The sequence below is a fragment of the Alteromonas sp. KUL150 genome (assembly GCF_009811475.1).
Lineage (GTDB): Bacteria > Pseudomonadota > Gammaproteobacteria > Enterobacterales > Alteromonadaceae > Alteromonas > Alteromonas gracilis.
The window spans coordinates 54,423-75,081 of record NZ_BLIJ01000045.1 but is presented as its reverse complement, the minus strand read 5'-3'; the positions used below and the strand labels follow the sequence as shown (position 1 = coordinate 75,081).

Below are 20,659 nucleotides of genomic sequence, written 5' to 3'. Positions count from 1 at the left end.
CCTTCTTGCTTAGCGTAACGCCTTAATATGGGATATTAAAAAACCGCTCGTTTGCATTTAAATGAATTGGCTTAAACGTAGTGACTACATAATACCAAGACTATCCCAAATATCATCTACGCGTTTTTTAACGTCTTCATCCATCACGATGGGGACACCCCATTCCCGGTCAGTTTCGCCAGGCATTTTATTGGTAGCATCCATTCCCATTTTTGAGCCGAGGCCTGAAACGGGTGATGCAAAATCTAAATAATCTATGGGCGTGTTTTCTATCATGACCGTATCGCGGGCTGGGTCCATGCGGGTAGTAATTGCCCAAATAACGTCGTTCCAATCACGCGCATTTACGTCGTCATCGCACACTATCACAAATTTAGTGTACATAAACTGTCTTAAAAACGACCATACGCCCATCATCACTCGTTTCGCATGTCCAGGGTACTGTTTCTTCATCGTTACCACCGCCATGCGATAAGAGCAGCCTTCAGGTGGTAAGTAGAAGTCTACTATCTCAGGGAACTGTTTTTGTAAGATGGGTACGAATACTTCATTTAACGCGACACCTAAAATGGCGGGCTCATCGGGCGGACGACCAGTATAGGTTGAGTGATAGATAGGATTTTTACGGTGCGTAATGTGGGTAACAGTAAACACTGGGAAGTCATCCACTTCATTGTAATAACCGGTGTGGTCGCCGTAAGGGCCCTCAGGCGCAGTCTCATCTTGTGCTATATAGCCTTCAAGCACAATTTCTGCGCTGGCAGGTACTTGCAAATCGTTACTGATAGACTTAACCACTTCGGTTTTATCTCCGCGAAGCAAGCCAGCAAAGGCGTATTCAGAAAGTGTATCTGGAACGGGGGTAACTGCCCCTAATATGGTAGCTGGATCTGCGCCAAGTGCTACGGATACAGGGTAGGGCTCCCCGGGGTGTGTTTGGCACCATTCACGAAAATCGAGTGCGCCACCACGGTGCGACAACCAGCGCATAATAAGTTTGTTTTTACCGATAACCTGCTGACGATAAATACCCAAGTTCTGACGCTTTTTATGGGGGCCTTTAGTTACACTTAAACCCCAAGTAACGAGAGGCGCTGCGTCACCTGGCCAACAGCGCTGTACAGGAATTTTAGATAGATCTACGTCATCACCCGTTAATATCACCTCCTGACAAGGTGCTTTTTTTAGTACCTTGGCAGGCATGTTCAGTACCTGCTTAAATACCGGAAGCTTTTCCCATAGGTCCTTAAGCCCTTTTGGCGGCTCAGGCTCTTTCAAGTAGGCGAGTAATTTGCCTACTTCGCGCAATGCTTCTACAGAGTCTTGCCCCATGCCCATCGCCACGCGCTCTGGTGTACCAAAAAGATTGGCAAGAACCGGCATATCATGGTTTTTGGGGTTTTCAAATAACAGAGCAGGGCCGCCAGCGCGCAAGGTACGGTCTGCAATTTCCGTCATTTCTAAGTCGGTGTCTATGGGCTGGGTAATGCGTACTAGTTCGCCTTTGGCTTCTAATTGGCGAATAAAGTCTCGTAAATCTTTGTATTTCATCAGTGCAGGTGTATCCACGAATGTAATTTATGGCAAGAATATACTATTTAGCGATAAAGTCCGATCAGTAAGCGCTGCTAATCTGTGATTAAACCTTTTACAGACAAATTAACCTTTACAGAGGCCATATTTCTGTGTGATATAAGAAAACGTTAAAAATTTTAACAAATCTAGGTTCTGTCAATCCAACGTGTATGAGACGACTACACTGTAGACAAGCAGGCCTATCTTTTGCCTAAGGTGGTTACATGAGCTCATTCGATCAGGATATGCTAGACGAATTAAACTTATTGCTTAAGTTCCCTGCAGACAGTTTACTTCAAGGCCTTAAAATTCATCACGACGCTAGTCAAACAATGGTAAACGCAGCGTCTAGACTGTACTCAAAAGGGTTGATTACTCAGCCCGACGGCGGTTATCTCACCGATTTAGGTATCGATCTCGCCGATCACGCCCGTCACATCCAATCAGCATTGTGCCCGAGAAAAAGTAGTCACTAGGTTTTTTAGACTGCCAATTAACCTGCCTTACAATAGCCTTCACGGGAATGTAAGCCTTATTATCTAGTCATTTGTACGAGATTGTGTAAAGAAAGGCATGTCTTAGTTAAGATAATCTATAATAAGTCGATAACTTAACTAAGACACTGCAATCATCAGATACACTTTTGCTATGAAACGTTTTTTATCGACCGCTTTATTTATTTGCGCCTCAGCGACAGGCTTTTCCGCTTGTGCGCTAGAAGGTGAAACGATTGAAGAGCTGCGCGCTGTTCAGCTCTACAGCCAAGACGCGTTAATCGATATGATCAATGCCAATACGCATTTAGATAAAGTAGTAGAAGATAGGTGCCAGTTAGTACAAGACATTGAAGCGCGCGCCGACGTACTTAAAATCCCCGCCTACCAGTTTTTATGGGGTGATATGTTAGCGTGGGGCGTGTGCATTGATGCAGCGCCGTCGCGAGGCATTGGTTACATGGAAGACGCTGCTAACCAAGGTTTGCCTGCCGCGCTCGAGCAGCTTGGACGTTATTACGCAAATGGCACGTTGGTTCAGCAAGATAAGTCCCGCGCCGTCGTGTATTTACGTGAAGCCGCTGCGCTCAAAAACTTAAAAGCGCAGATTAGGTTAGTTGAATTATTCTTGGAAGGCTTCGGTAGCCCTTACGACTATGAAGATGCCTACCACTGGCTTTATAACTCGGTGACGAGCGATAAAAAACAGCATCAACAAATCGCGTCTTACTTAGCTCGACTGGAAAAGCTAATGCACCCTAAAGCTGTGCGCCAAGCTAAGCGTCCGATGGACAGTTAAACAACATCTGTAGAGGCTTCATTCCCAGTGGCTTGAACGGTTGCTCTTTCTTTTAACGCCTTGCGTTGTTCATCCTGTTGCGTGGGTGTGGATAGCAAGTTCAACAGAATTTGGGTAAGCCAATAACCTAACGCTTTCGCCACCCGGTAAGCATAGGGCGTATGAGCTGAACTTTGCCTATGTATTGCACTAAAAATACTGCCGGAATGTGCACTAGTACACAGAAGTAAAGTACATCGGCCATAATACTGTGTACCCATTCCAGCGTACTGTTGCCGAACATGGCATCAATCTCTTCCATCATAAACCCGGTAATACTCAATCCAAGCATAAGAGCTATGACAGCAAATACCATAAGCCAGCCGAAAGGGTTGTGACCATGGCTAGTCGGAATTTGCCTATGTCTTAAGTGACCGACATGGTCTAAGAAGGTTTGCTTATCTAGCGATATATTCGAAAAACTAGCGTATGATGCACTTTCATTTTTATAAGAATTAGATTTGCTCGAGTAAAACCCCCACGCAACACGCGACAATATAAGTGCTAAGGCAACATAACCCGCTATTTCATGATAAAGCCGGCCGGGCTCTACAATAAAGTAATTGGTGAGAAAGGCTGCGACAATACCCCAGTGGCATACGCGCACAATCCTATCCCAAACATAAATATCTGAAGGCGTGTCTTTAGCTTTACTCATCACGAGCTCTTCTTAAGTTAAAACAAAAACGCTGCAATAGTTTGCAGCGCTTTTATCAAGTTATAAAGCAAGCGACCCATATGCCGTTTGCTAACACGAACTTAGTGCATTTCTTTTTTAACAATGCTGCCATCAACAGGGTTGAAGTAAATTTCAACTTTATTTTCTTCTTTATCGAAGCCATAGATTTCGTAGCAGCTGCCGTCTGTCACTTTGAACTCATTAATTTTATAGCCTTGTGCTAGCAACTGAGCCTGAAATGCATCTTGATTTTGCCATTCAGATTCTGGTGCAGTAGTACATTGCGTAGTGCCGTGCTCAGCACTACATGCGCTTAATAAGGTTGCAGCGCCAATAGCAGTAGCCATCATTAGTTTTTTCATCGCAGTCTCCATTTCGCTTTTTAGTTAAAAGTTATTTCTGTCCTACAGGGGAAGAGTGTACTTATTTTGTTCTTTTATGAATAGGGCTTTTGTTGTTCACTGTAAGTGCTTATTCTTGTCTATTTTTTGGTTCAGGTTATTAATGTATGCAAATAAAGAGCATCAGCAAATAAAAATTAGCGAATAGTGTGTTGCTCTTTTTTATAGTGAATAAGTGAAAGCTCAAAGCCACAGGCATCTGCATATTTACGTAAGGTTGTCCAACTAGGGTTACTATTTCCTTTTTCTAAGCGGCTAATATTACTCTTGTGCGTTCGCAATTTTTCTGCAAGCTCTTCTTGAGTGAGCCCCGCTTCTTTTCTCATGGTTAACAAGTGCTCGATAAGCGAGAACTCACTTTCTAAGCGCTCGTACTCTTTTTTTACTTCTGGATTTTTAAATGCTTCTTGTTTTAGATTTTGTAAAGTCATAGCGAGGTCACCTCTTTCATCCTCAGTTTAGCTATTCGCAGTATTTCTTTTGGTGTTTTTTGAGACTTTTTTACGAAAGCATATAAAATGTGTACTTTTCGCCCGTTGTCATAACAAAATATTCCCCTGCCAATCCCTTCTTTTGCTTTCGCTCTCAATTCGAATAATCCGTGACTTAAAGACTGAGTATGCGGAGCACCTAAATTCGGGCCATGTTTTTCCATAAGTTCGAGTAATCTTATGAAGCGCGCCAGTATTCCTGGTGGCATAGTCAATATTTGCTTATTTACGTCCTTATAAAACTCGACTTTCCAATCCATTATAATTCCAATTGAGTTGTCATAAATGATAACTTTTGTTGCGCATTAATTCAACAAAAGTTATATAACCCGCTACCGTGTAACAACTGAATTTTGGTATAGGACGAGACAAGCGGTAGCTGTCATAAAATTGCCTCCAACTTGTCATGTATGGTTCATCGAACCGTCTCAAACGAGCTCTAGATTCTTGTGCTTCTGTATTCACAAATAATAAGTAGTGTCGTCAATTTGTTGGCGAAATTCTTATAAACATACAAAACACTTAATAAGCACACTAAAGGAATCATTTGATGCACCCCCTGTACCTACGAACGGTTTATTCTCGCTCTCTGCTAGCCACAACAATTGCTTTTGCGCTATCTACAGCTGCAACTGCTCAGGAAAATACGCCAAATAGCGCCAACGAAAAAGACTACATAGAAGAAATTACCGTTACTGCGCAAATGCGTGAGCAGTCTGTTATGGATGTGCCAGTAACTATGGATGTCATTGGTAGCGAGTTCTTAGAGCGTACCAATATTATGGAGCTTGATGAGCTTTCTCGTATTTTGCCGAATGTCCAAATTCAAGAGCAAGCAGTAAGTCTACCGTCGTTCAACATTCGCGGAGTGACCGACGATGTATCTTCAGTATCGGCAACCCCTCGTATTTCCGTATATCAAGACGGCTTTGATATCAGTAAGAAAACGGTAGCGAGTGTTGCACTTTACGATATTGCTCGCGTTGAAGTACTCAAAGGCCCTCAGCCAACACTTTTTGGTGTGGCAGCAGCAAACGGTGCGGTAAGCATCCACTCTAATCTTCCTACCTTTGAGCAAGAAGGTAAAGTACAGGTTGGCTACAACTCTGAGCAAGGCCAAGAACTCGAGTTTATGTATAACCAGCCGATTAACGACAACCACAGTTTTCGTATAGCGGGTCTTTATCGTGAGATGGACGGCATTGTAGAAAACAATGCATGTAGCGCCGACTCTTATTACGGTAACGCCAATATGTACAATCATCTTGGCGAAGAAGTGCCGTGCAATAGCGAAGATTTACAGGGTGTATCAGTCCAGGCGTTGCGCGCAACGTGGCGTGCGAACTATGATCAGCTAGAAATTATCGCTCGTGCTGCAATGGAATATAACGACCAGCCGGGTATTGCATTTAAATCCGGGTCTATTGCTCCGAATGGCGGTGACACAAGTCCGTTTAGTTCGGCAGAATTTAGTTTGGGTGGTGAATTGGGAATTGAACGCACGCTTCAAGCTTACGATCTGACTTTAAACTACGACTTTAACCAAATGCTTAGCTTGCATGCCGACGCCTACTATAAAGATGTAGAAGTAAGCGAAGGTTTCGACGCTGATGGTTCAGCTTTGCGTATTCAAGACGCCTACTTTGATAACGACGCTACGCTTCAAGGTGCGTCAATGCGCTTAGTGTATGATTCTGGTGATAAACTTGCAGCATTCGTTGGCGCGTCTATCACCCAAGACGATTCGATTTTGCCATTCTATGTAATGGTAGACCCGTTTGTTCGTGGTACGTTTGATGCCGTAAAAGCACAGCTTGAGGCCAGTTCAAACATTCCACTTAATCAAAATATTGCCACCGACGCGTCGCTAGGAGACATTGAAGCACTGCGCGCTATGTTAGTGTCACAGCTATTTAATGCCGACGGTTCTCCTATTTCCAACCCTGCGCTGCCGCCTATTTTCATTCAAGGGCCCTTCATATTTGAAGCCGAGTTAGATATTGCGTCTTACGTTGCTGAAGTGTCGTACTTTGTTACAGATAGCATTAATGTGACAGCGGGCGTGCGCTATATCGATGAAACCCGCTATACACGCAATACCTTTACTACCGCAGATGGTGCTTTTACTTTTGACGCGGAGCGTGACTTCGACGATACCCTACCGCGCTTTGCCGTAAGCTATGACGTTAATAACAACTGGAACGTATATGCGAACTACGCCAAAGGTCGTCGTTCACCGGTTGTCGATACTAACGCAGGTGGTGTTAACGTTACCAAAGCAGAAATAGTTGATAGCTACGACGTAGGTGTTAAATATCAAAGCGCCAACTTCATGTTCTCTGGCGCCATTTTCACCTACGAATATAGCGACTATCAGCAAAGCTTCACCGATGCAGAAACTCTTCAATCTATCACCGTGACGGTTGGTGACTCTACCATGTCGGGTATCGAAGGTATGGCTACTTACAATTACAGCGAAACGCTGACATTAACAGCAAGCCTTGGTTTTCTAGATGCAGAGTTTGCCAATGACACTGCCGATGGCTCGCCATTTCAGTACGGCGGCAACAAGTTCCGCTTAGCACCAGAAGTTAGCGGCGCGATAAATATCAATAAAGTGTTCAACATGAACAATTTTGATATTGATGTTAACTGGCTAACCAGCTTCCAGTCTGAAGTATTTTTTGAAAGCAGTAATTACCCGGGTCTTTCTCAAGATACCTACTCACTCACTGATGTGTCGGTGAAACTGCTTCAAGACAACAGCAAGTTCGCTTACGAGTTCTACGTAAATAATCTGTTTGATAAAGAGTTCTTGATTGATGCGGGCAACACAGGTGGTGGTTTAGGTATTCCTACTTTTGTTCGCGGCATGCCGCGCATTGCAGGTGTGCGTCTTTACTATGAGTTTTAAAAGCCGATAGTCAGAAAAGACCATTCCCGTCAAAACGCCGTTCATTTTGACGGGAATAGAACTTAGCTTTTAATGAATGTTTAAAAAGTCGTACCTAAAGTTTTAATTGTCATTTAGGTGATCCTCCCATTCATACTTCCTTTTTGTCTTGCTATACTTGAGATTCTCAAAGAACCTTGGAGAATCTTTATGCCCTTAAAAGCTACCTCAGTAAGATTAGATGATGAAACGCTTGCACGTGTAGGCGAAATGGCTAAAGCGATGGATAGGCCTAGGGCGTGGTTGATGGCCGAAGCTGTCAAGCAGTATGTTGCTCGCGAAGAGTGGTTTATTCAAGAGGTGGAAAAAGGTGTGAAGTCCGCTGATGAGGGGCGCTTGACCGACCAAACTGATGTTAAAGCTAAATGGGAGGCTAAGCGTGCAACTCAAATGGACTGATCTCGCTGTTACCGACTTAGAGAAAATTGAAGTTCATATTGCTCAAGAAAATAGCCCCACTGTCGCTATCGATGTTGTTATAAACATCATTGATAGTTCGCACCTAATCTTATCAGAACACCCTAGGGCGGGTCGCCAAGGCCGATTGAAGAATACGCGGGAGCTTGTGATTAATGGCCTGCCGTTTATCGTTATATATCGAGAGAACATTATTACAAATTGCATCGAAATACTACGTGTTCTTCATGACGCTCAGCAATGGCCGAACGCAGACTAAAAACAAATTGTTTTTGGAAAGAATTAAGTTTGTTGTGCGACTCGCAACATAGCGTTCATAGCCTCTAGTTGTACAAATAACGTGTATAGACTCAAGCCTATACACGCTAACGAAATTGCAGAATGCTATGCCTTCATCTCATAGCTATGCGTATTAACCACTTTTCCAGTTTTGGTTAGAATAGCATCCACATAGTGCCATGTGGCTTTTGCAGTATTCTCTGTAACGGTCAACGTCATGAACCCGCGCTGGTGAAGATTACAGTACTGCAAGTCTTCAATGAGTAACGGAAGATCATCGGCAAGGGTTTCTGCCATTTCATCATCCATGTTTAAATAATGTTCCATTCCCGGCGATGTCACACCTGGTGTGGCAAGTTCAACTCCCACCTCTGTGCCATCTTTAAGGGTTAATTTATTGTGCCATGCGTTATGCGTATCGCCAGCAAGCGCTATTACTGGTTTGCCGATAGATTTTAGCTGCATCAATACTTGTTCGCGCTCAACAGGGTAGCCATCCCATGCGTCTAAATTATAGGGCATTACGGTATTGATAAGTGCCAACTCTTGTTCGCTTAGCGTCGCCCCCTGCATTTGCTTGCGCTTAATATTCGCAAGTTGGTGCACGTGCGCAGGGATCTCCTCTCGCTTAACACCGTTAAAAATAGAGACAGGAAATAGCATGCGGCCAATCAATAGCTGTTGACCGAGAACTTGCCATTTTGCCTGGCTTTGCTGCATAGAGGTATGTAGCCAATTGCGCTGGGTTTCTCCAAGAAGTCCCCGTTTAGGGTTGCTGATATCTTTCATAAAGCCCACTTGGTCAAAGGCTTTAGTTTCAGCGTCGCGATAGTTGGCGTATTCAAGCTGCTTGTCACGAGCAAGTACACGGGTATCAAGCATGTATAAATCAAGCAGGTTGCCAAAGGTAAATTGCCGATAAATTTCTAAGCGCTCAGTGCCAAATGGCGGGCGAATAGGGAGCCATTCGTAATACGCTTGCACTGCTGCCGCGCGACGTTCATAAAAATCACCTTCATCTGCCTGATGATTTTCAGCCCCATCTTTATAGGTGTCGTTTGTAATTTCATGGTCATCCCACACAACAATAAAAGGCTTATTCTGATGCAGCGCAAGTAGGCCTTCATCCGTGCGGTATAGCGCGTAACGGTTTCGATAGTCGGTGAGCGTATAAAGCTCTGTATCGTTATCGGGCGCGAAGGTTCGACCAATTTCTTTTGCATGTTCCGTGGCGTAACCCTTTCCATCGTACTCATAAATATAGTCACCAAGGTGCAATACATAGTCGATGTTGTTGTCTTTCGCTGCTTCCATATACGGGGTGAAAAAGCCAGCTGGATAGTTAGAGCAAGAAAATATACCAAATGTGACGTTAGACACATCGGCTTCAGGTAACGTGCGGGTTTCACCTACAGGGCTGGTATTGTTCGCGCTTTTGAAGCGGTAAAAATAACGACGGGCGGGGCTGAGACCTTTTACATCTACTTTTACAGTAAAGTCATGGGTTGCTTTGGCTTCAACCATGCCGCTGCTTACCACATCGCTAAAATCAGCATCGCTTGCCATTTCCCACAAAATATTGGCTTTAACTATCCCTGTACCTTGTGCAGGCAAGGCGCGCGTCCAGATAATAACGGCATCTTTTAGTGGGTCGCCACTAGCGACTCCATGGGTAAACTGTGCGTCAGTTTTGGGGGAGTTATTTGCAGAATTGCTAACAGTACAGCCCGCTAGCCCAGTAGACACAGCCACGCTTGCTCCAGCGAATGACGACAGTTTAATAAATGATCTTCTATCCATATCCATGCTCTTTTAAGGGTTTGTAAGATAACTAGTGATGTAATTGTTTTGTTGAACGTGCGTGAAACAAAAATGCAAACCCATTTTTATACTGAGTGTTTGTGACAATGGGATGTCAGGCTGAAGTGAATCGATAACTGAACGTTAGATCGAAGTTTACACATTTGTGCTCGATTAAAATATAAACATATTTTTGAGACAGGATTACCTCTATGGTAATCTTATATAGGTCGTTATATGACAATTGTGAGCTTCCTACATCAAGAGCTACTCGAAATGTGGCTCTCAGATTACGATGAATGGCTTCCGCTAGCATATCGTCATGAAGTCTGGAATGCTTTGTTCGATTTGGACGCTGCATCACAAATATCTGATTTGCTAGATATCGGCGCACTAAGATCCGAAGAAAGCGCTCTTTGGTATGTGACAATCACGGTGAATAGCGTAGAGCCTTGTGGAGCGGTAACTTGTTATTTTAACGATGGTGACTGTTTCAGTCTTGATTTCAGAGAATACAATCCATGAAACAAAGTATGCACATAGGTATTGAATACAGAGGTAACCAGGGCAATGCAATAATTGATGCTGGAGAACGAGCGTCAAGGCCCGAACATCTCAAGAGGCCTCATCCCGGTGAAGTGTTCAAACGTCGGTGTATGTCGAAATCATCGTTGAAGCAAAACGAGATTGCGCAATGTCTAGAAATTTCGACTAAACATTTATCGCGATTTGTTAACGGGCATTCAAATCTAACTATTGAATTTGCTCGCAAGCTAGAAGCCGTGAGCGGAATAAGTGCTCAGGCTTGGATGCATTACCAAGTTGCCTACGATTTGTACAGAACAGCAAATAATAAACCCAGTTTAAAATCAATTTACTAAACCAAAACTCAGCTAACTGGCTTATCGCCGTTACGGCAAGAGGGTGACTAAAAAAATTTCAGTGTCACCCAAATTGAAGCAGTTCGCTTAGCACGGCAACGACATTTGGGTTTCCAGCGAAGTAATTTGTTAAATCCAATATGCCCAAACAACGCGTAATCTTTTACCGTAAATACTGTTATACTGTGCATCAATTAACCACCTGAACCAAATTCGGTTCGAGTGTCTAAAAATTCATATTCCAACGTTTTCTCTGGTGCCTTAAAAATAAAGGCCGCAAATAAAAACGTTTTGAGCGAAATACAAAAGGTAAATTTAAAATACATGAGTGACGATCCGCATTATCAGCGCGAGAAAGAGAAGTACGACAATCCGGTAGCTAGCCGGGAATATTTAATGAGTTTACTAAAAGAGCACGACAACCCGTTGTCGTTTCTTGATATCTGTAATTTGGTGAACGCGTTCGACGAAGAAGCGCGTATTGGTATTCAGCGTCGCCTACGTGCTATGGAGCGCGAGGGGCAGGTACAGTTCACTAAACAGAAGAAATACATACTTCAAAACCGTGATGAAATAATTAAAGGTCGTATTATCGGCCATAGAGATGGTTTTGGCTTTCTACGCCCGGAAGATAAAAGCGGTGACTTGTTTATAAGTGCAGGGCAAATGAATTTATTCCTTCACGATGATGTTGTAGAGGCGCGAGTGAGCGGTACTGATCGCCGCGGTAGAAAAGAAGCCTTTATTACCCAAGTCATAGAGCCTCGTAGCGAACCTATCGTGGGTCGTTACTTTGTAGAGCAAGGTTTTGGCATGGTTGTGCCAGATGACAGCCGCTTGCAGCACGAAATTGTCATTCCGCCCGAAAGTACACATGGTGCCCGCATGGGGCAGGTGGTTGTGGTAGAACTTACTCAGCGCCCACGTCGCAAAATGAATCCAGTGGGAAAAATTGTTGAAGTACTTGGCGAGCACATGGCGCCAGGTATGGAAATCGAAATGGCCCTTCGCACGTTTGATATCCCGCATCAGTGGCCAAACGGCGTTACTAAGCAAGTGGAAAAGCTTACCGATCAAGTGCCTGATGAAGCCAAAGAAGGGCGTATGGATTTGCGCCAGCTTCCGCTGGTGACTATTGACGGTGAAGACGCCCGAGATTTCGATGACGCTGTTTATTGCGAACCTCTCGATGATGGTGGCTGGCAGCTTTGGGTAGCCATTGCTGATGTGAGCCACTACGTGCGCACCGGCACAGCCCTTGATGATGAAGCGCAGCAGCGCGGTAACTCAGTGTATTTCCCTGACCAAGTCATCCCCATGTTACCTGAGGTGTTGTCGAACGGACTGTGTTCACTAAACCCTGAAGTTGACCGCCTGTGTATGGTGTGTGAAATGACCATCAGCGCCCAAGGGAAGCTAGAAGAGTTTCAGTTCTATGAAGCAGTGATGAACTCTCATGCCCGTCTTACCTATAATAAAGTATGGGGTATTCTACAAGGTGATAAAGAGCTGCATCAGCGCTACGAGCCACACGTGCCTCACCTTCGTAACTTGCACGACCTTTACCGCGCTCTCAAAAAGGCCCGCGCCAAACGTGGTGCCATTGAATTTGAAACCCAAGAAGTGAAATTCGTCTTCAATGCTCAGCGCAAAATTGAAAATATTGTACCGCTAGTACGTAACGATGCGCACAAGCTTATTGAAGAGTGCATGATCATGGCGAACGTAAGTGCGGCCCTGATGCTTGAAAAGCATGAAGCGCCAGCGCTATACCGAGTGCACGATAAGCCCGATGCTGACAGGCTAACCGCATTTACCAGTTACTTAAGTGAAATAGGCATTCCTCATCGTATTGTTGAAGATGCAGAGCCTGCTGCGTTTACCGATGTGGTGCTTAAAACTCGTGGCCGTGTAGACGAAGAACTTATTCAAACCATGTTGCTGCGTTCAATGAAGCAGGCGGTATACGATGGTGACAATGTGGGTCACTTTGGTTTGGCCCTTGAGGCTTATGCGCACTTTACGTCACCAATACGTCGCTATCCTGATTTAGTGGTACACCGAGCGCTTAAAGGAATTATCGCTAAACAGAAGGGCAAAAAAGCAGTAAGTGGTGCGAAAAACTATACAGTCGAGGAAGTAGAGCAGCTAGGCGAGCAGTGTTCAATGACCGAGCGACGCGCCGATGATGCAACCCGCGATGTTGCCGACTGGCTGAAATGTGAGTTTATGCTCGATCACGTTGGCGATACCTTTGAAGGTGTGGTGAGCTCGGTGACAAACTTTGGTTTATTCGTTCGCTTAACGGAATACCATATCGACGGCCTGGTGCACATTACATCGCTAGATGATGACTACTATCACTACGACGACGTAAAACAAGCGCTCGTTGGCGAGTCAGGCCATGGCCAGTTTAGGTTAGGTGACACGGTAGAAGTCACGGTTGCTGCGGTTAATCTTGATGAAAGAAAGATTGATTTATTGCTCGATAAGTCTATGCTGCGCTCCGCAAAAGGCAAGAAGGTTAAAGTGAAATCAGCGAAAAAAGCAGCTGATAAACCTACTCGCTTCGATAATAAGCCTCGCTCTGACAAAGGCTCCCGTTCTGACAAGAAAGGCAGCAAGGGTAAAGGCGGGTCAAACTCGTCCAGTCGTAGCGGTGGAAAGTCGTCAAGTCGCGGTGGCGCAAAAGGCGGTAGCAGCGGCAAAACATTGTCATTGAATAAAAGAGGTAAGCGTTAAATGGCGCAGCAAGAATGGTTATACGGGTTACATGCTATGCAGTCGGTACTTGAAAAAGAGCCAGAGCGTGTAATGGAAGTGTGGGTGCTAAAAGGGCGTAACGATGAACGCTTAACCAACATTGTTAACCAAGCACGACGTTTTGGCATTTCGGTTCAATTTAGTCAGCGCAAAGCGCTAGACGATAAAGTGAATGGCGAACAGCACCAAGGTGTCGTAGCAAAGGCGAAGCCTGCCCGTGTACTAGATGAAGCCGACTTGGATAAGATTCTGGCAAACGAGGCGCAGCCGCTTATTTTAGTGTTAGATGGTATTACTGACCCACATAACCTGGGCGCTTGTTTGCGTACCGCGGATGGCGCAGGTGTTCACGCGGTTGTAGTACCCAAAGATAATTCAGCAAGTCTTAACGGTACGGTGAGAAAAGTGGCCTGTGGTGCAGCGGAAGTCGTGCCCCTTATTCAAATCACAAACTTAGCTAGAACGTTAAAGCATCTTCAAGATAAGGGACTGTGGATTATAGGTACAGCAGGTGAGACCGACAAAACCCTTTATGACGTTGATCTAAAAGGCCCGACCGCGCTGGTAATGGGCGCTGAAGGTAAGGGTATGCGTCGATTGACCAAGGAAACTTGTGATGAACTGGTTAAATTGCCAATGGCAGGCAGCGTAACCAGTCTTAACGTATCGGTGGCTACTGGCGTTTGTTTATACGAAATAGTCAGGCAGCGCAGTTTGTAGTGCTATATGAATGCTGTTGCGTCGATAGTTAAGCGCAAAAGCACACAAAAAATTTGGAAGGCGCGCAGAACGAGTTTTGGCGCGCCTTTTTCGTTTCTGCTTTTCTCAATAAAAAATCACTCTGCTAACGCGAAAGGTATAGTTTTTAGGCTTTACTGAATAGCATTTAATATTTTGTTACATTTCTAATTGTAAAATAAATGTTAATTATGGGGTTTCATTCCTAATATGAATTCGCTCATAGCGTTTGATTAGAGTGGCTTGCGTACATTAGAGGGGGGTTCTGCCCACATTTAAAGGTATGAAAAATACTCACCAAGGTTGAGGTATTATACTCAACGTATTGATTAGCCGACTAATATGAGCTCTGCGAATAAGCTGACGCACTTGCTTATTTGCATACCTGACAAACGGGTAGGTCGTTGCAACGCTGTTGCGTCGGTTGTCATGGATGAGCTTTTCGTATGAGGTAATGGTTATACCTGTATGTCATTTAATAACAAATAGCTTCAAAAGCACGAACAAAAACAGTGCTGAAGTTAATAAGACAGATAAAACAGGAAATAAATTTTGAACTCAAAATTAAATAAGAAACACACATGTCTAACAGCAGCTGCTCTAGCTGTATCACTCGGTTTAACAGGTAACTCTGCAATGGCTGCCGGCGAAGGCCTGGTAAAAGTCAAAGAGAAACCTCAAACCGTAGAACAAGCATTAGGTAAACGCCTAACTGTTGATCGTTTAGTTACCGCAGGGCCACAGCGCTACATCGTTAAGTTTAAAGATGAGATGCAAAGCGAGTCGATTGAGGTTGTTTCTTCAAACGACAAACTGAACGGCAATAAACTTAAAAGCGCGAAGACTAAAGGTAAAAAACCTTTCGACATTGCTGCGGCAAAATCTGAAGTCAGAAAAGCAGGTGGCGCTATCAATAAAGAGCTGAAAAAGCAAAAAATGGTAGCGGCTACCATGAGCAAATCAGCGCTGAACAAGCTTCGCAATAACCCTAACGTAGAAAGTATTGAGGTGGACGTACTTCGTAAGCCAATGGCGCAAACAACCCCTTACGGGTATACCATGGTTCAGGCCAACCAGTTCAGCCAGTCAGACACCACTGCTCGCAAAGTATGTATCATCGACACAGGTTACAATTTGGGTCACCCAGATTTGCCAGGTACTAACGATGGTGTAACAGGCCAGGCAAACAACAGTGCAGTAGGTAACTGGTATAACGATGGCAACGGTCACGGTACGCACGTAGCGGGAACGATAGCGGCATACGACAACAATGAAGGTGTGGTTGGTGTATACCCGGGTGTTAACATGCACATCGTTAAAATTTTTAACGATAATGGCCAATGGACGTATGCGTCAGATCTTATCGATGCCATCTCTCAGTGTCAGGATGCCGGCTCTAATGTTGTGAACATGAGCTTAGGTGGGGGCAGCGCTTCTACTACCGAGCGCAACGCTATGCAAAGCTTCACTGATGCAGGCATGTTGTTAGTTGCAGCTGCAGGTAACGATGGTAATAGCGCCAAATCTTATCCAGCATCTTACGATGCCGTTATGTCAGTAGCAGCGGTAGACTCAAATGAAAACCGTGCAAGCTACAGCCAGTATAACGACCAAGTAGAAATCGCAGCGCCAGGTAGTGCGGTTCAATCGACCTACCCAACAAATACGTACGCAGCACTTAGCGGTACTTCAATGGCAACGCCGCACGTCGCTGGTGGTGCAGCTCTGGTATGGAGTTATTTCCCGCAGTGTACAAACAATGAAATCAGAAGTGCGCTTAATGCGACAGCAGAAGATAAAGGTAGTGCAGGTCGAGATAACTTCTATGGTTACGGTTTAATGCAGCTCGCAGACGCTTACAACTATCTTAATACTAACGGTTGTGCCGGCGGTAGCGGTGGCGGTGACAACGGAACAGACCCGGGTGTAGAGCCGGTATCGGGCCAGTTAACTAACTTGTCTGGAACGCGCAGAAACTGGGACCGCTACACATGGACAATTCCTGAAGGTGTGACGCGAATGACAATTCAAACTTCTGGTGGCTCTGGCGATGCAGACCTTTACGTGAAGTTTGGCTCTCAACCAGAGACAAGTAGCTTTGATTGTCGCCCCTACCAAAATGGTAATAACGAAGTGTGCACCTTTGATGCGCCAGCATCTGGAACCTGGCATATTGGAATCCGTGCCTATTCTTCGTATAGCGGTGTAACGCTTTCTTACTCATACGAGTAGTTACTTCGGTCTCCCTAACGACAACTTTTAAGCCTGCTTTTGCAGGCTTTTTTATTTTTTTAAAAGGTTATTGCACCTAATTTTCTGCATAAAGCGGTCAGCGTTTTATAAAGATATGTCAGCTTTGCAAAGAGAGCGTAAAGCCAAGAACTAATCCCATCTAAGACAGCCATATCGCTGTATTGTGCGTGCCCATAAAGCACTTCAACTGTGCCTATCCCGTTCGACACTGGCACTCATCCAACAAAAGAAAAATTTTAAAGGACATTCAATTTATGCAATTGACCTCTCATTCTTTGCTTACTGGAACCTGGTTCCGCACACTGGCAATGGGATTTATTGCCCTCGTGTGGCTTACTGCTTGTGGTGGCTCAGACAGCACCAGTTCAGATTACTCTTATGCTTATCTTCAGTTTTACAATGCGTCTCCTAATGGCGCGAATGTGGAAATGCGGGAAGTAGATGGAGATAGCTTTGGCTCAGCACAATTTGGTGACACAACGTCAATGTATTCAATGGATGATGGTGAGCTTGAGCTCGAATTCATACGCACAGATGCAAACGATCAGGAAGTGTATATAGACACCGTAACGGTAGACCTTAAAGACGGTTATAAAACTATCGTAGTGATGAGCGGCGACTTTAGCTCCCCAATATTTACGACCTATTCATATGAACGCGAGACAATGGAAGACCACTTTCGTTTGTTCGGCTTATCAGTAGCGGTGGATGGTGCATCTTATGACTTTTATATGAGTGAGTCTGGCGATCCATTCGAGGCTGCAAACTATCTTGGTACGGTAACAACATCAGATATACTTGAGTTTGAATACTGGGATAAAGATGACGACAGCGACTATTTCGATGAAGGTGAATATACCATCTATCTTACCGAACCTGGCAGTGATGAGGTTTTGTTCGAGTCGCAAACCCTTGATTTCGTTTACGAGACAGAATACGTAATGACGCTTCGTGATGTAAGTGGGGCGATCCAGGACGGCCTTGTTGTTGACACCATACTAAATTCTTCAACAGTGACGGCGCTTACCGATGTTGAAGCCGACTCTCAATATCGCATCTACAACTCAACCAACCTTGATACCCCGCTTCAAGTAACCTTTGGCGGTAATACCGACGAAGAAGACGTAAGCTTCACATTGGCCGCTGGCGCATTATCAGAGTTTAGTGCAATTCGCTACGGCGACTACCGTGTAACGGTTACCGACCCTTCTGGCAAAGTATCGGGGCTTAGCAACAAACTTATTACACTTAATCAAGGTGAAAGTAAGGCGGTATTGATTTACAACACCAACGAAATTCTTGGTGCAGCTACATTTGTAGAAAGCGGTTTGCCTCAGGCATACGATAAAACCGTAAACTTTATTAACCTTGTTAGTGATTTTGACGATGTTGATTTTTACTTAGTTCGAAACGATGAAACCATCGACACTGCCGAATATGATGTACAGAATCTAGAATTTGCAGAAAGCACCAGCGAAGTTTTGCCCTCTGATTATTACGAAGTGATTGCCGTTTATGAAGACGGAAATGAAGAGCAAGTGCTGCTTGATAGAACAGCGTTATTTGGTTTTACCGAGGAAGAGAATTACATCGTGACCGTCGAACCTGCAGACACACCTACTGGCTATGAAATTAACATTCTTTATTAATGAGTTAGTGGCAAAATTAGACTAATTGATAGGGTCTAAAACTTTAAATTATTGAAATTTCTTTTACGTTTAAAAGGTCGACATATTATATGTCGGCCTTTTTAATTTCTGACGTCGGCTGGGAAGCACATGAGTATCATCAAAGAGTTACAAATAATCTCTAACGACCACACCATGTCTTTAGATACTAAACTTCGCAACCTGTTGGCGGTGGGGACGAAAATTCTTGGCCTAGAAACCGGGATTGTGAGCAATATCCGAGGCGACCAATACAGCATATTAAGCGTTGTAACGCCAGATGACAGTATACTCGTAAACAGTTTCTTTGCGCTTCCTGATACTTACTGTGCAGATGTTGTAAATGCACAGTCTCACATTGCTTACCACGACATTAATTGTGAACCTGGTGCGTCACACCCTTGCTTTGCTAAATACACGCTTAAAAGCTATTTAGCAGCACCGGTTAATGTATCAGGAGAATTCTTCGGTACCGTAAATTTCTCTTCACTTACATCTCGGCAAAAGCCTTTCACCTCAATAGAGGTAGATTATTTGCTGTTGCTGGCAACTTGGATTGGTAATGAGCTCGAGCGCCAGCAGGTAATGGAGAATCTTCATGTACAAAAAGCAATCTTGGCAGAGCGCAATTTATTACTCAGTCAAGTGACTAATCTTGCCGGCGTGGGGACATGGGAGCTTAACCTTGATACGCAGGCACTTAGTTGGTCTGGTGCACTCAAGCGCATGTTACACATGCACGGAGAAAAAACTCTCAAACCCGAAGATGCGACCAATTTGATAGCCGACGATGCTCAGCGGAAGGACTACATAGAGCGCTTCGCACATATGATAAAAACAGGCAAAGACTTTGTGTACGAATTAGAGGTACGTACCGATGCCGGTGAGCCTCGTTGGCTGGAGAGCAGAGCACACCCCATTATCGAAAATGGACGTTGTACAAAAGTGATTGGCGCAACTATGGACATCACTCAGACATATCTTGATAAGGCCGTGTTAAAACATAAATCTGAGCTAGCAGAAAACGCTTTAAAAACCCGAAGCGAGTTTTTAGACAAAATCAGTCACGAGATACGTACTCCCATACATGGCGTGCTTGGTATGCTAGAAGTGCTGATGGGCACGTCTTTGAATACCAAACAGTTTGAACTTGCTTCCAATGCATCAAAGAGTGCAGATTCTTTACTCAAAATTGTTAATGACATACTAGATTTTTCAAATATTGACGCAGGTGATATTCCTTTTGAAGAAGCGGCGACTGATTTAGCCCTAACAATTGAAGAACAAGTGCCCATGTTTGCTCGTTTGGCTAAGCAAAAGGGGCTTGAATTAAACGTAAACACAGAGAATCTTAAAGGAAAGGTATTCAAAGCTGATAAATTACGGTTAGGGCAAATTTTGCTTAATCTTCTTAATAATGCGATGAAATTCACTAAAGAAGGTAACGTTACTGTAGAAACGAACTGCATCCGCTATGGAAAGGGAAGGTATCAAGTAAAAATCGTGGTGACAGATACAGGAATTGGTATAAGCGAGCAGCAGCAAAAAATAATATTCTCTCCATTTATGCAGGTAGAAAATTCAGCGCAGCGGGGTTATGGCGGAACAGGGCTTGGTTTATCTCTTGTGAGCAAAATTGCAGAGCATTACCAAGGTAAAATTGGTGTGAGTAGTCATCTAGGCGTGGGTTCGCGGTTTACTGTTACGTTGATGTTAGATGATGCCACGACAGGCGTCGATATTGGAAAGACATACGCAAGTAGAAACGACTATACGCCTACCCGCCAGGAGTTAAGCAGGCTAAAAGCGCTTATCGTAGAAGACAACGAAATAAATCAGTTAGTAATAAAAGAGCAGTTAAAAGAAATAGGGTTACCTAGCGAACTTGCAACTAATGGAAAAGAAGGCGTTGAAAAAGTAAAACGCTCATTGACTGAAAAATCACCTTATGCTGTTATTTTCATGGACTGCCACATGCCGGTAATGGACGGTTTAGAAGCGACAAGACATATACGGGCGCTAGGAGAGCAGGCAGAGCACATTCCAATTATTGCGTTGACGGCTAATGTTTTAACAGACGATAAAGAAAAATGCTTGAAATCCGGTATGAATGACTTCATATCAAAACCTGTTGGTGTAAGTCGTTTGAAAGAATGTGTGTTCAGGCATCTCAGTAGTCAGATGCAAAACAACGTATCCGCGCTAAAAGATCCTGCTTGATAACCTATGACGTGGTTATCAGCCCCGACTTTTAGTCGGGGCTTTTTTATTGTCCGCATAGTCTAAAAATAATTCAATTTACCGCTATCACTTCCAAAAGTTTTCTGTTATTATTTCGCGCCCTTTTTATGGGGGTATGTACATAAAAGCAACGATATCCAGTTGTTTTTTAGCAGCACTAACGACTCGGGAGAGTCTTAATTTAAGAGC

Annotated in this window: 19 protein-coding genes; 12 read left to right on the top strand and 7 right to left on the bottom strand. The window is 44.2% G+C overall.

Features of this window, described 5'->3' with window-relative positions; genetic code table 11:
* Positions 1–84: 84 nt before the first annotated feature.
* Positions 85–1,551, bottom strand: coding sequence for a 4-hydroxy-3-polyprenylbenzoate decarboxylase (gene ubiD, locus GVO62_RS10930; protein WP_159119275.1), 1,467 nt, complete (start codon positions 1,549–1,551; stop codon positions 85–87).
* A gap of 248 nt (positions 1,552–1,799) precedes the next feature.
* Here ubiD and GVO62_RS10925 point away from each other — a divergent pair, with 248 nt between their 5' ends.
* Both GVO62_RS10925 and GVO62_RS10920 read left to right on the top strand, forming a co-directional pair.
* Positions 1,800–2,051: a TIGR02647 family protein gene (locus GVO62_RS10925; RefSeq protein ID WP_120963341.1), complete on the top strand. Its 252-nt coding sequence runs from the start codon at positions 1,800–1,802 to the stop codon at positions 2,049–2,051.
* Positions 2,052–2,223: 172 nt separating this feature from the next.
* Positions 2,224–2,868 (top strand): tetratricopeptide repeat protein, encoded by a 645-nt coding sequence (locus GVO62_RS10920; protein WP_159119274.1) that lies wholly within the window; start codon positions 2,224–2,226, stop codon positions 2,866–2,868.
* Here GVO62_RS10920 and GVO62_RS19460 read toward each other — a convergent pair.
* The 5 genes from GVO62_RS19460 to GVO62_RS10900 all read right to left on the bottom strand — a co-directional run bounded on the left by GVO62_RS19460 (position 2,865) and on the right by GVO62_RS10900 (position 4,738).
* Entirely contained in the window at positions 2,865–3,011 is a 147-nt protein-coding gene (locus GVO62_RS19460; protein WP_236547128.1) for a hypothetical protein, read from the bottom strand. The genes GVO62_RS10920 and GVO62_RS19460 overlap by 4 nt on opposite strands.
* Entirely contained in the window at positions 2,996–3,565 is a 570-nt protein-coding gene (locus GVO62_RS10915) for a cytochrome b/b6 domain-containing protein (RefSeq protein WP_159119273.1), read from the bottom strand. The genes GVO62_RS19460 and GVO62_RS10915 overlap by 16 nt, the downstream gene beginning before the upstream one ends.
* 101 nt (positions 3,566–3,666) lie before the next feature.
* Positions 3,667–3,948 carry a PepSY domain-containing protein gene (locus tag GVO62_RS10910; protein ID WP_120963344.1) on the bottom strand — a complete coding sequence of 94 codons (282 nt, stop codon included), beginning with the start codon at positions 3,946–3,948 and terminating at the stop codon, positions 3,667–3,669.
* A gap of 176 nt (positions 3,949–4,124) precedes the next feature.
* Positions 4,125–4,418 carry a helix-turn-helix domain-containing protein gene (locus GVO62_RS10905; RefSeq protein WP_105932230.1) on the bottom strand — a complete coding sequence of 98 codons (294 nt, stop codon included), beginning with the start codon at positions 4,416–4,418 and terminating at the stop codon, positions 4,125–4,127.
* Positions 4,415–4,738, bottom strand: coding sequence for a type II toxin-antitoxin system RelE/ParE family toxin (locus GVO62_RS10900; protein ID WP_159119272.1), 324 nt, complete (start codon positions 4,736–4,738; stop codon positions 4,415–4,417). Before GVO62_RS10900 ends, GVO62_RS10905 begins: the two co-directional genes overlap by 4 nt.
* A 290-nt stretch (positions 4,739–5,028) precedes the next feature.
* Here GVO62_RS10900 and GVO62_RS10895 point away from each other — a divergent pair, with 290 nt between their 5' ends.
* The 3 genes from GVO62_RS10895 to GVO62_RS10885 all read left to right on the top strand — a co-directional run bounded on the left by GVO62_RS10895 (position 5,029) and on the right by GVO62_RS10885 (position 8,107).
* On the top strand, positions 5,029–7,392 hold the full coding sequence (locus GVO62_RS10895) for a TonB-dependent receptor (protein ID WP_159119271.1): 2,364 nt from the start codon (positions 5,029–5,031) through the stop codon (positions 7,390–7,392).
* A 189-nt stretch (positions 7,393–7,581) separates the two neighbouring features.
* Complete coding sequence (locus tag GVO62_RS10890) at positions 7,582–7,830, top strand: CopG family ribbon-helix-helix protein (RefSeq protein ID WP_159119270.1); 249 nt, start codon at positions 7,582–7,584, stop codon at positions 7,828–7,830.
* A complete protein-coding gene (locus tag GVO62_RS10885) occupies positions 7,811–8,107 on the top strand; it encodes a type II toxin-antitoxin system RelE/ParE family toxin (RefSeq protein ID WP_159119269.1) in 297 nt (98 codons plus the stop codon). Before GVO62_RS10890 ends, GVO62_RS10885 begins: the two co-directional genes overlap by 20 nt.
* Positions 8,108–8,232: 125 nt before the next feature.
* Here the strand turns inward: GVO62_RS10885 and GVO62_RS10880 are convergent, their stop codons facing one another.
* Complete coding sequence (locus GVO62_RS10880; protein ID WP_159119268.1) at positions 8,233–9,927, bottom strand: alkaline phosphatase D family protein; 1,695 nt, start codon at positions 9,925–9,927, stop codon at positions 8,233–8,235.
* A 237-nt stretch (positions 9,928–10,164) separates the two neighbouring features.
* Between GVO62_RS10880 and GVO62_RS10875 the strand changes: the two genes are divergently transcribed.
* From GVO62_RS10875 to GVO62_RS10845, 7 genes are all read left to right on the top strand, one after another.
* Positions 10,165–10,452: a hypothetical protein gene (locus GVO62_RS10875; protein WP_159119267.1), complete on the top strand. Its 288-nt coding sequence runs from the start codon at positions 10,165–10,167 to the stop codon at positions 10,450–10,452.
* On the top strand, positions 10,449–10,808 hold the full coding sequence (locus GVO62_RS10870) for a HigA family addiction module antitoxin (RefSeq protein ID WP_159119266.1): 360 nt from the start codon (positions 10,449–10,451) through the stop codon (positions 10,806–10,808). The genes GVO62_RS10875 and GVO62_RS10870 overlap by 4 nt, the downstream gene beginning before the upstream one ends.
* 324 nt (positions 10,809–11,132) lie before the next feature.
* A complete protein-coding gene (gene rnr / locus GVO62_RS10865; protein WP_159119265.1) occupies positions 11,133–13,550 on the top strand; it encodes a ribonuclease R in 2,418 nt (805 codons plus the stop codon).
* A complete protein-coding gene (gene rlmB, locus GVO62_RS10860) occupies positions 13,551–14,291 on the top strand; it encodes a 23S rRNA (guanosine(2251)-2'-O)-methyltransferase RlmB (protein WP_105932239.1) in 741 nt (246 codons plus the stop codon). It abuts the gene before it with no gap.
* Between the two features lie 570 nt (positions 14,292–14,861).
* On the top strand, positions 14,862–16,541 hold the full coding sequence (locus GVO62_RS10855; RefSeq protein ID WP_159119264.1) for a S8 family serine peptidase: 1,680 nt from the start codon (positions 14,862–14,864) through the stop codon (positions 16,539–16,541).
* A gap of 275 nt (positions 16,542–16,816) precedes the next feature.
* On the top strand, positions 16,817–18,211 hold the full coding sequence (locus GVO62_RS10850; protein ID WP_159119263.1) for a DUF4397 domain-containing protein: 1,395 nt from the start codon (positions 16,817–16,819) through the stop codon (positions 18,209–18,211).
* Between the two features lie 129 nt (positions 18,212–18,340).
* The gene (locus GVO62_RS10845; RefSeq protein WP_159119261.1) at positions 18,341–20,449 is read left to right on the top strand and encodes a GAF domain-containing hybrid sensor histidine kinase/response regulator; all 2,109 of its coding nucleotides are present in this window, start codon (positions 18,341–18,343) and stop codon (positions 20,447–20,449) included.
* The last annotated feature ends 210 nt before the right edge of the window (positions 20,450–20,659 follow it).

Bases quoted from the DNA above. Each gene is read 5' to 3' on its own strand.
- ubiD (WP_159119275.1), bottom strand. From the start codon at position 1,551: ATGAAATACAAAGATTTACGAGACTTTATTCGCCAATTAGAAGCCAAA.
- GVO62_RS10925 (WP_120963341.1), top strand. From the start codon at position 1,800: ATGAGCTCATTCGATCAGGATATGCTAGACGAATTAAACTTATTGCTT.
- GVO62_RS10920 (WP_159119274.1), top strand. From the start codon at position 2,224: ATGAAACGTTTTTTATCGACCGCTTTATTTATTTGCGCCTCAGCGACA.
- GVO62_RS10915 (WP_159119273.1), bottom strand. From the start codon at position 3,565: ATGAGTAAAGCTAAAGACACGCCTTCAGATATTTATGTTTGGGATAGG.
- GVO62_RS10910 (WP_120963344.1), bottom strand. From the start codon at position 3,948: ATGAAAAAACTAATGATGGCTACTGCTATTGGCGCTGCAACCTTATTA.
- GVO62_RS10905 (WP_105932230.1), bottom strand. From the start codon at position 4,418: ATGACTTTACAAAATCTAAAACAAGAAGCATTTAAAAATCCAGAAGTA.
- GVO62_RS10900 (WP_159119272.1), bottom strand. From the start codon at position 4,738: ATGGATTGGAAAGTCGAGTTTTATAAGGACGTAAATAAGCAAATATTG.
- GVO62_RS10895 (WP_159119271.1), top strand. From the start codon at position 5,029: ATGCACCCCCTGTACCTACGAACGGTTTATTCTCGCTCTCTGCTAGCC.
- GVO62_RS10890 (WP_159119270.1), top strand. From the start codon at position 7,582: ATGCCCTTAAAAGCTACCTCAGTAAGATTAGATGATGAAACGCTTGCA.
- GVO62_RS10880 (WP_159119268.1), bottom strand. From the start codon at position 9,927: ATGGATAGAAGATCATTTATTAAACTGTCGTCATTCGCTGGAGCAAGC.
- GVO62_RS10875 (WP_159119267.1), top strand. From the start codon at position 10,165: ATGACAATTGTGAGCTTCCTACATCAAGAGCTACTCGAAATGTGGCTC.
- GVO62_RS10870 (WP_159119266.1), top strand. From the start codon at position 10,449: ATGAAACAAAGTATGCACATAGGTATTGAATACAGAGGTAACCAGGGC.
- rnr (WP_159119265.1), top strand. From the start codon at position 11,133: ATGAGTGACGATCCGCATTATCAGCGCGAGAAAGAGAAGTACGACAAT.
- rlmB (WP_105932239.1), top strand. From the start codon at position 13,551: ATGGCGCAGCAAGAATGGTTATACGGGTTACATGCTATGCAGTCGGTA.
- GVO62_RS10850 (WP_159119263.1), top strand. From the start codon at position 16,817: ATGCAATTGACCTCTCATTCTTTGCTTACTGGAACCTGGTTCCGCACA.
- GVO62_RS10845 (WP_159119261.1), top strand. From the start codon at position 18,341: ATGAGTATCATCAAAGAGTTACAAATAATCTCTAACGACCACACCATG.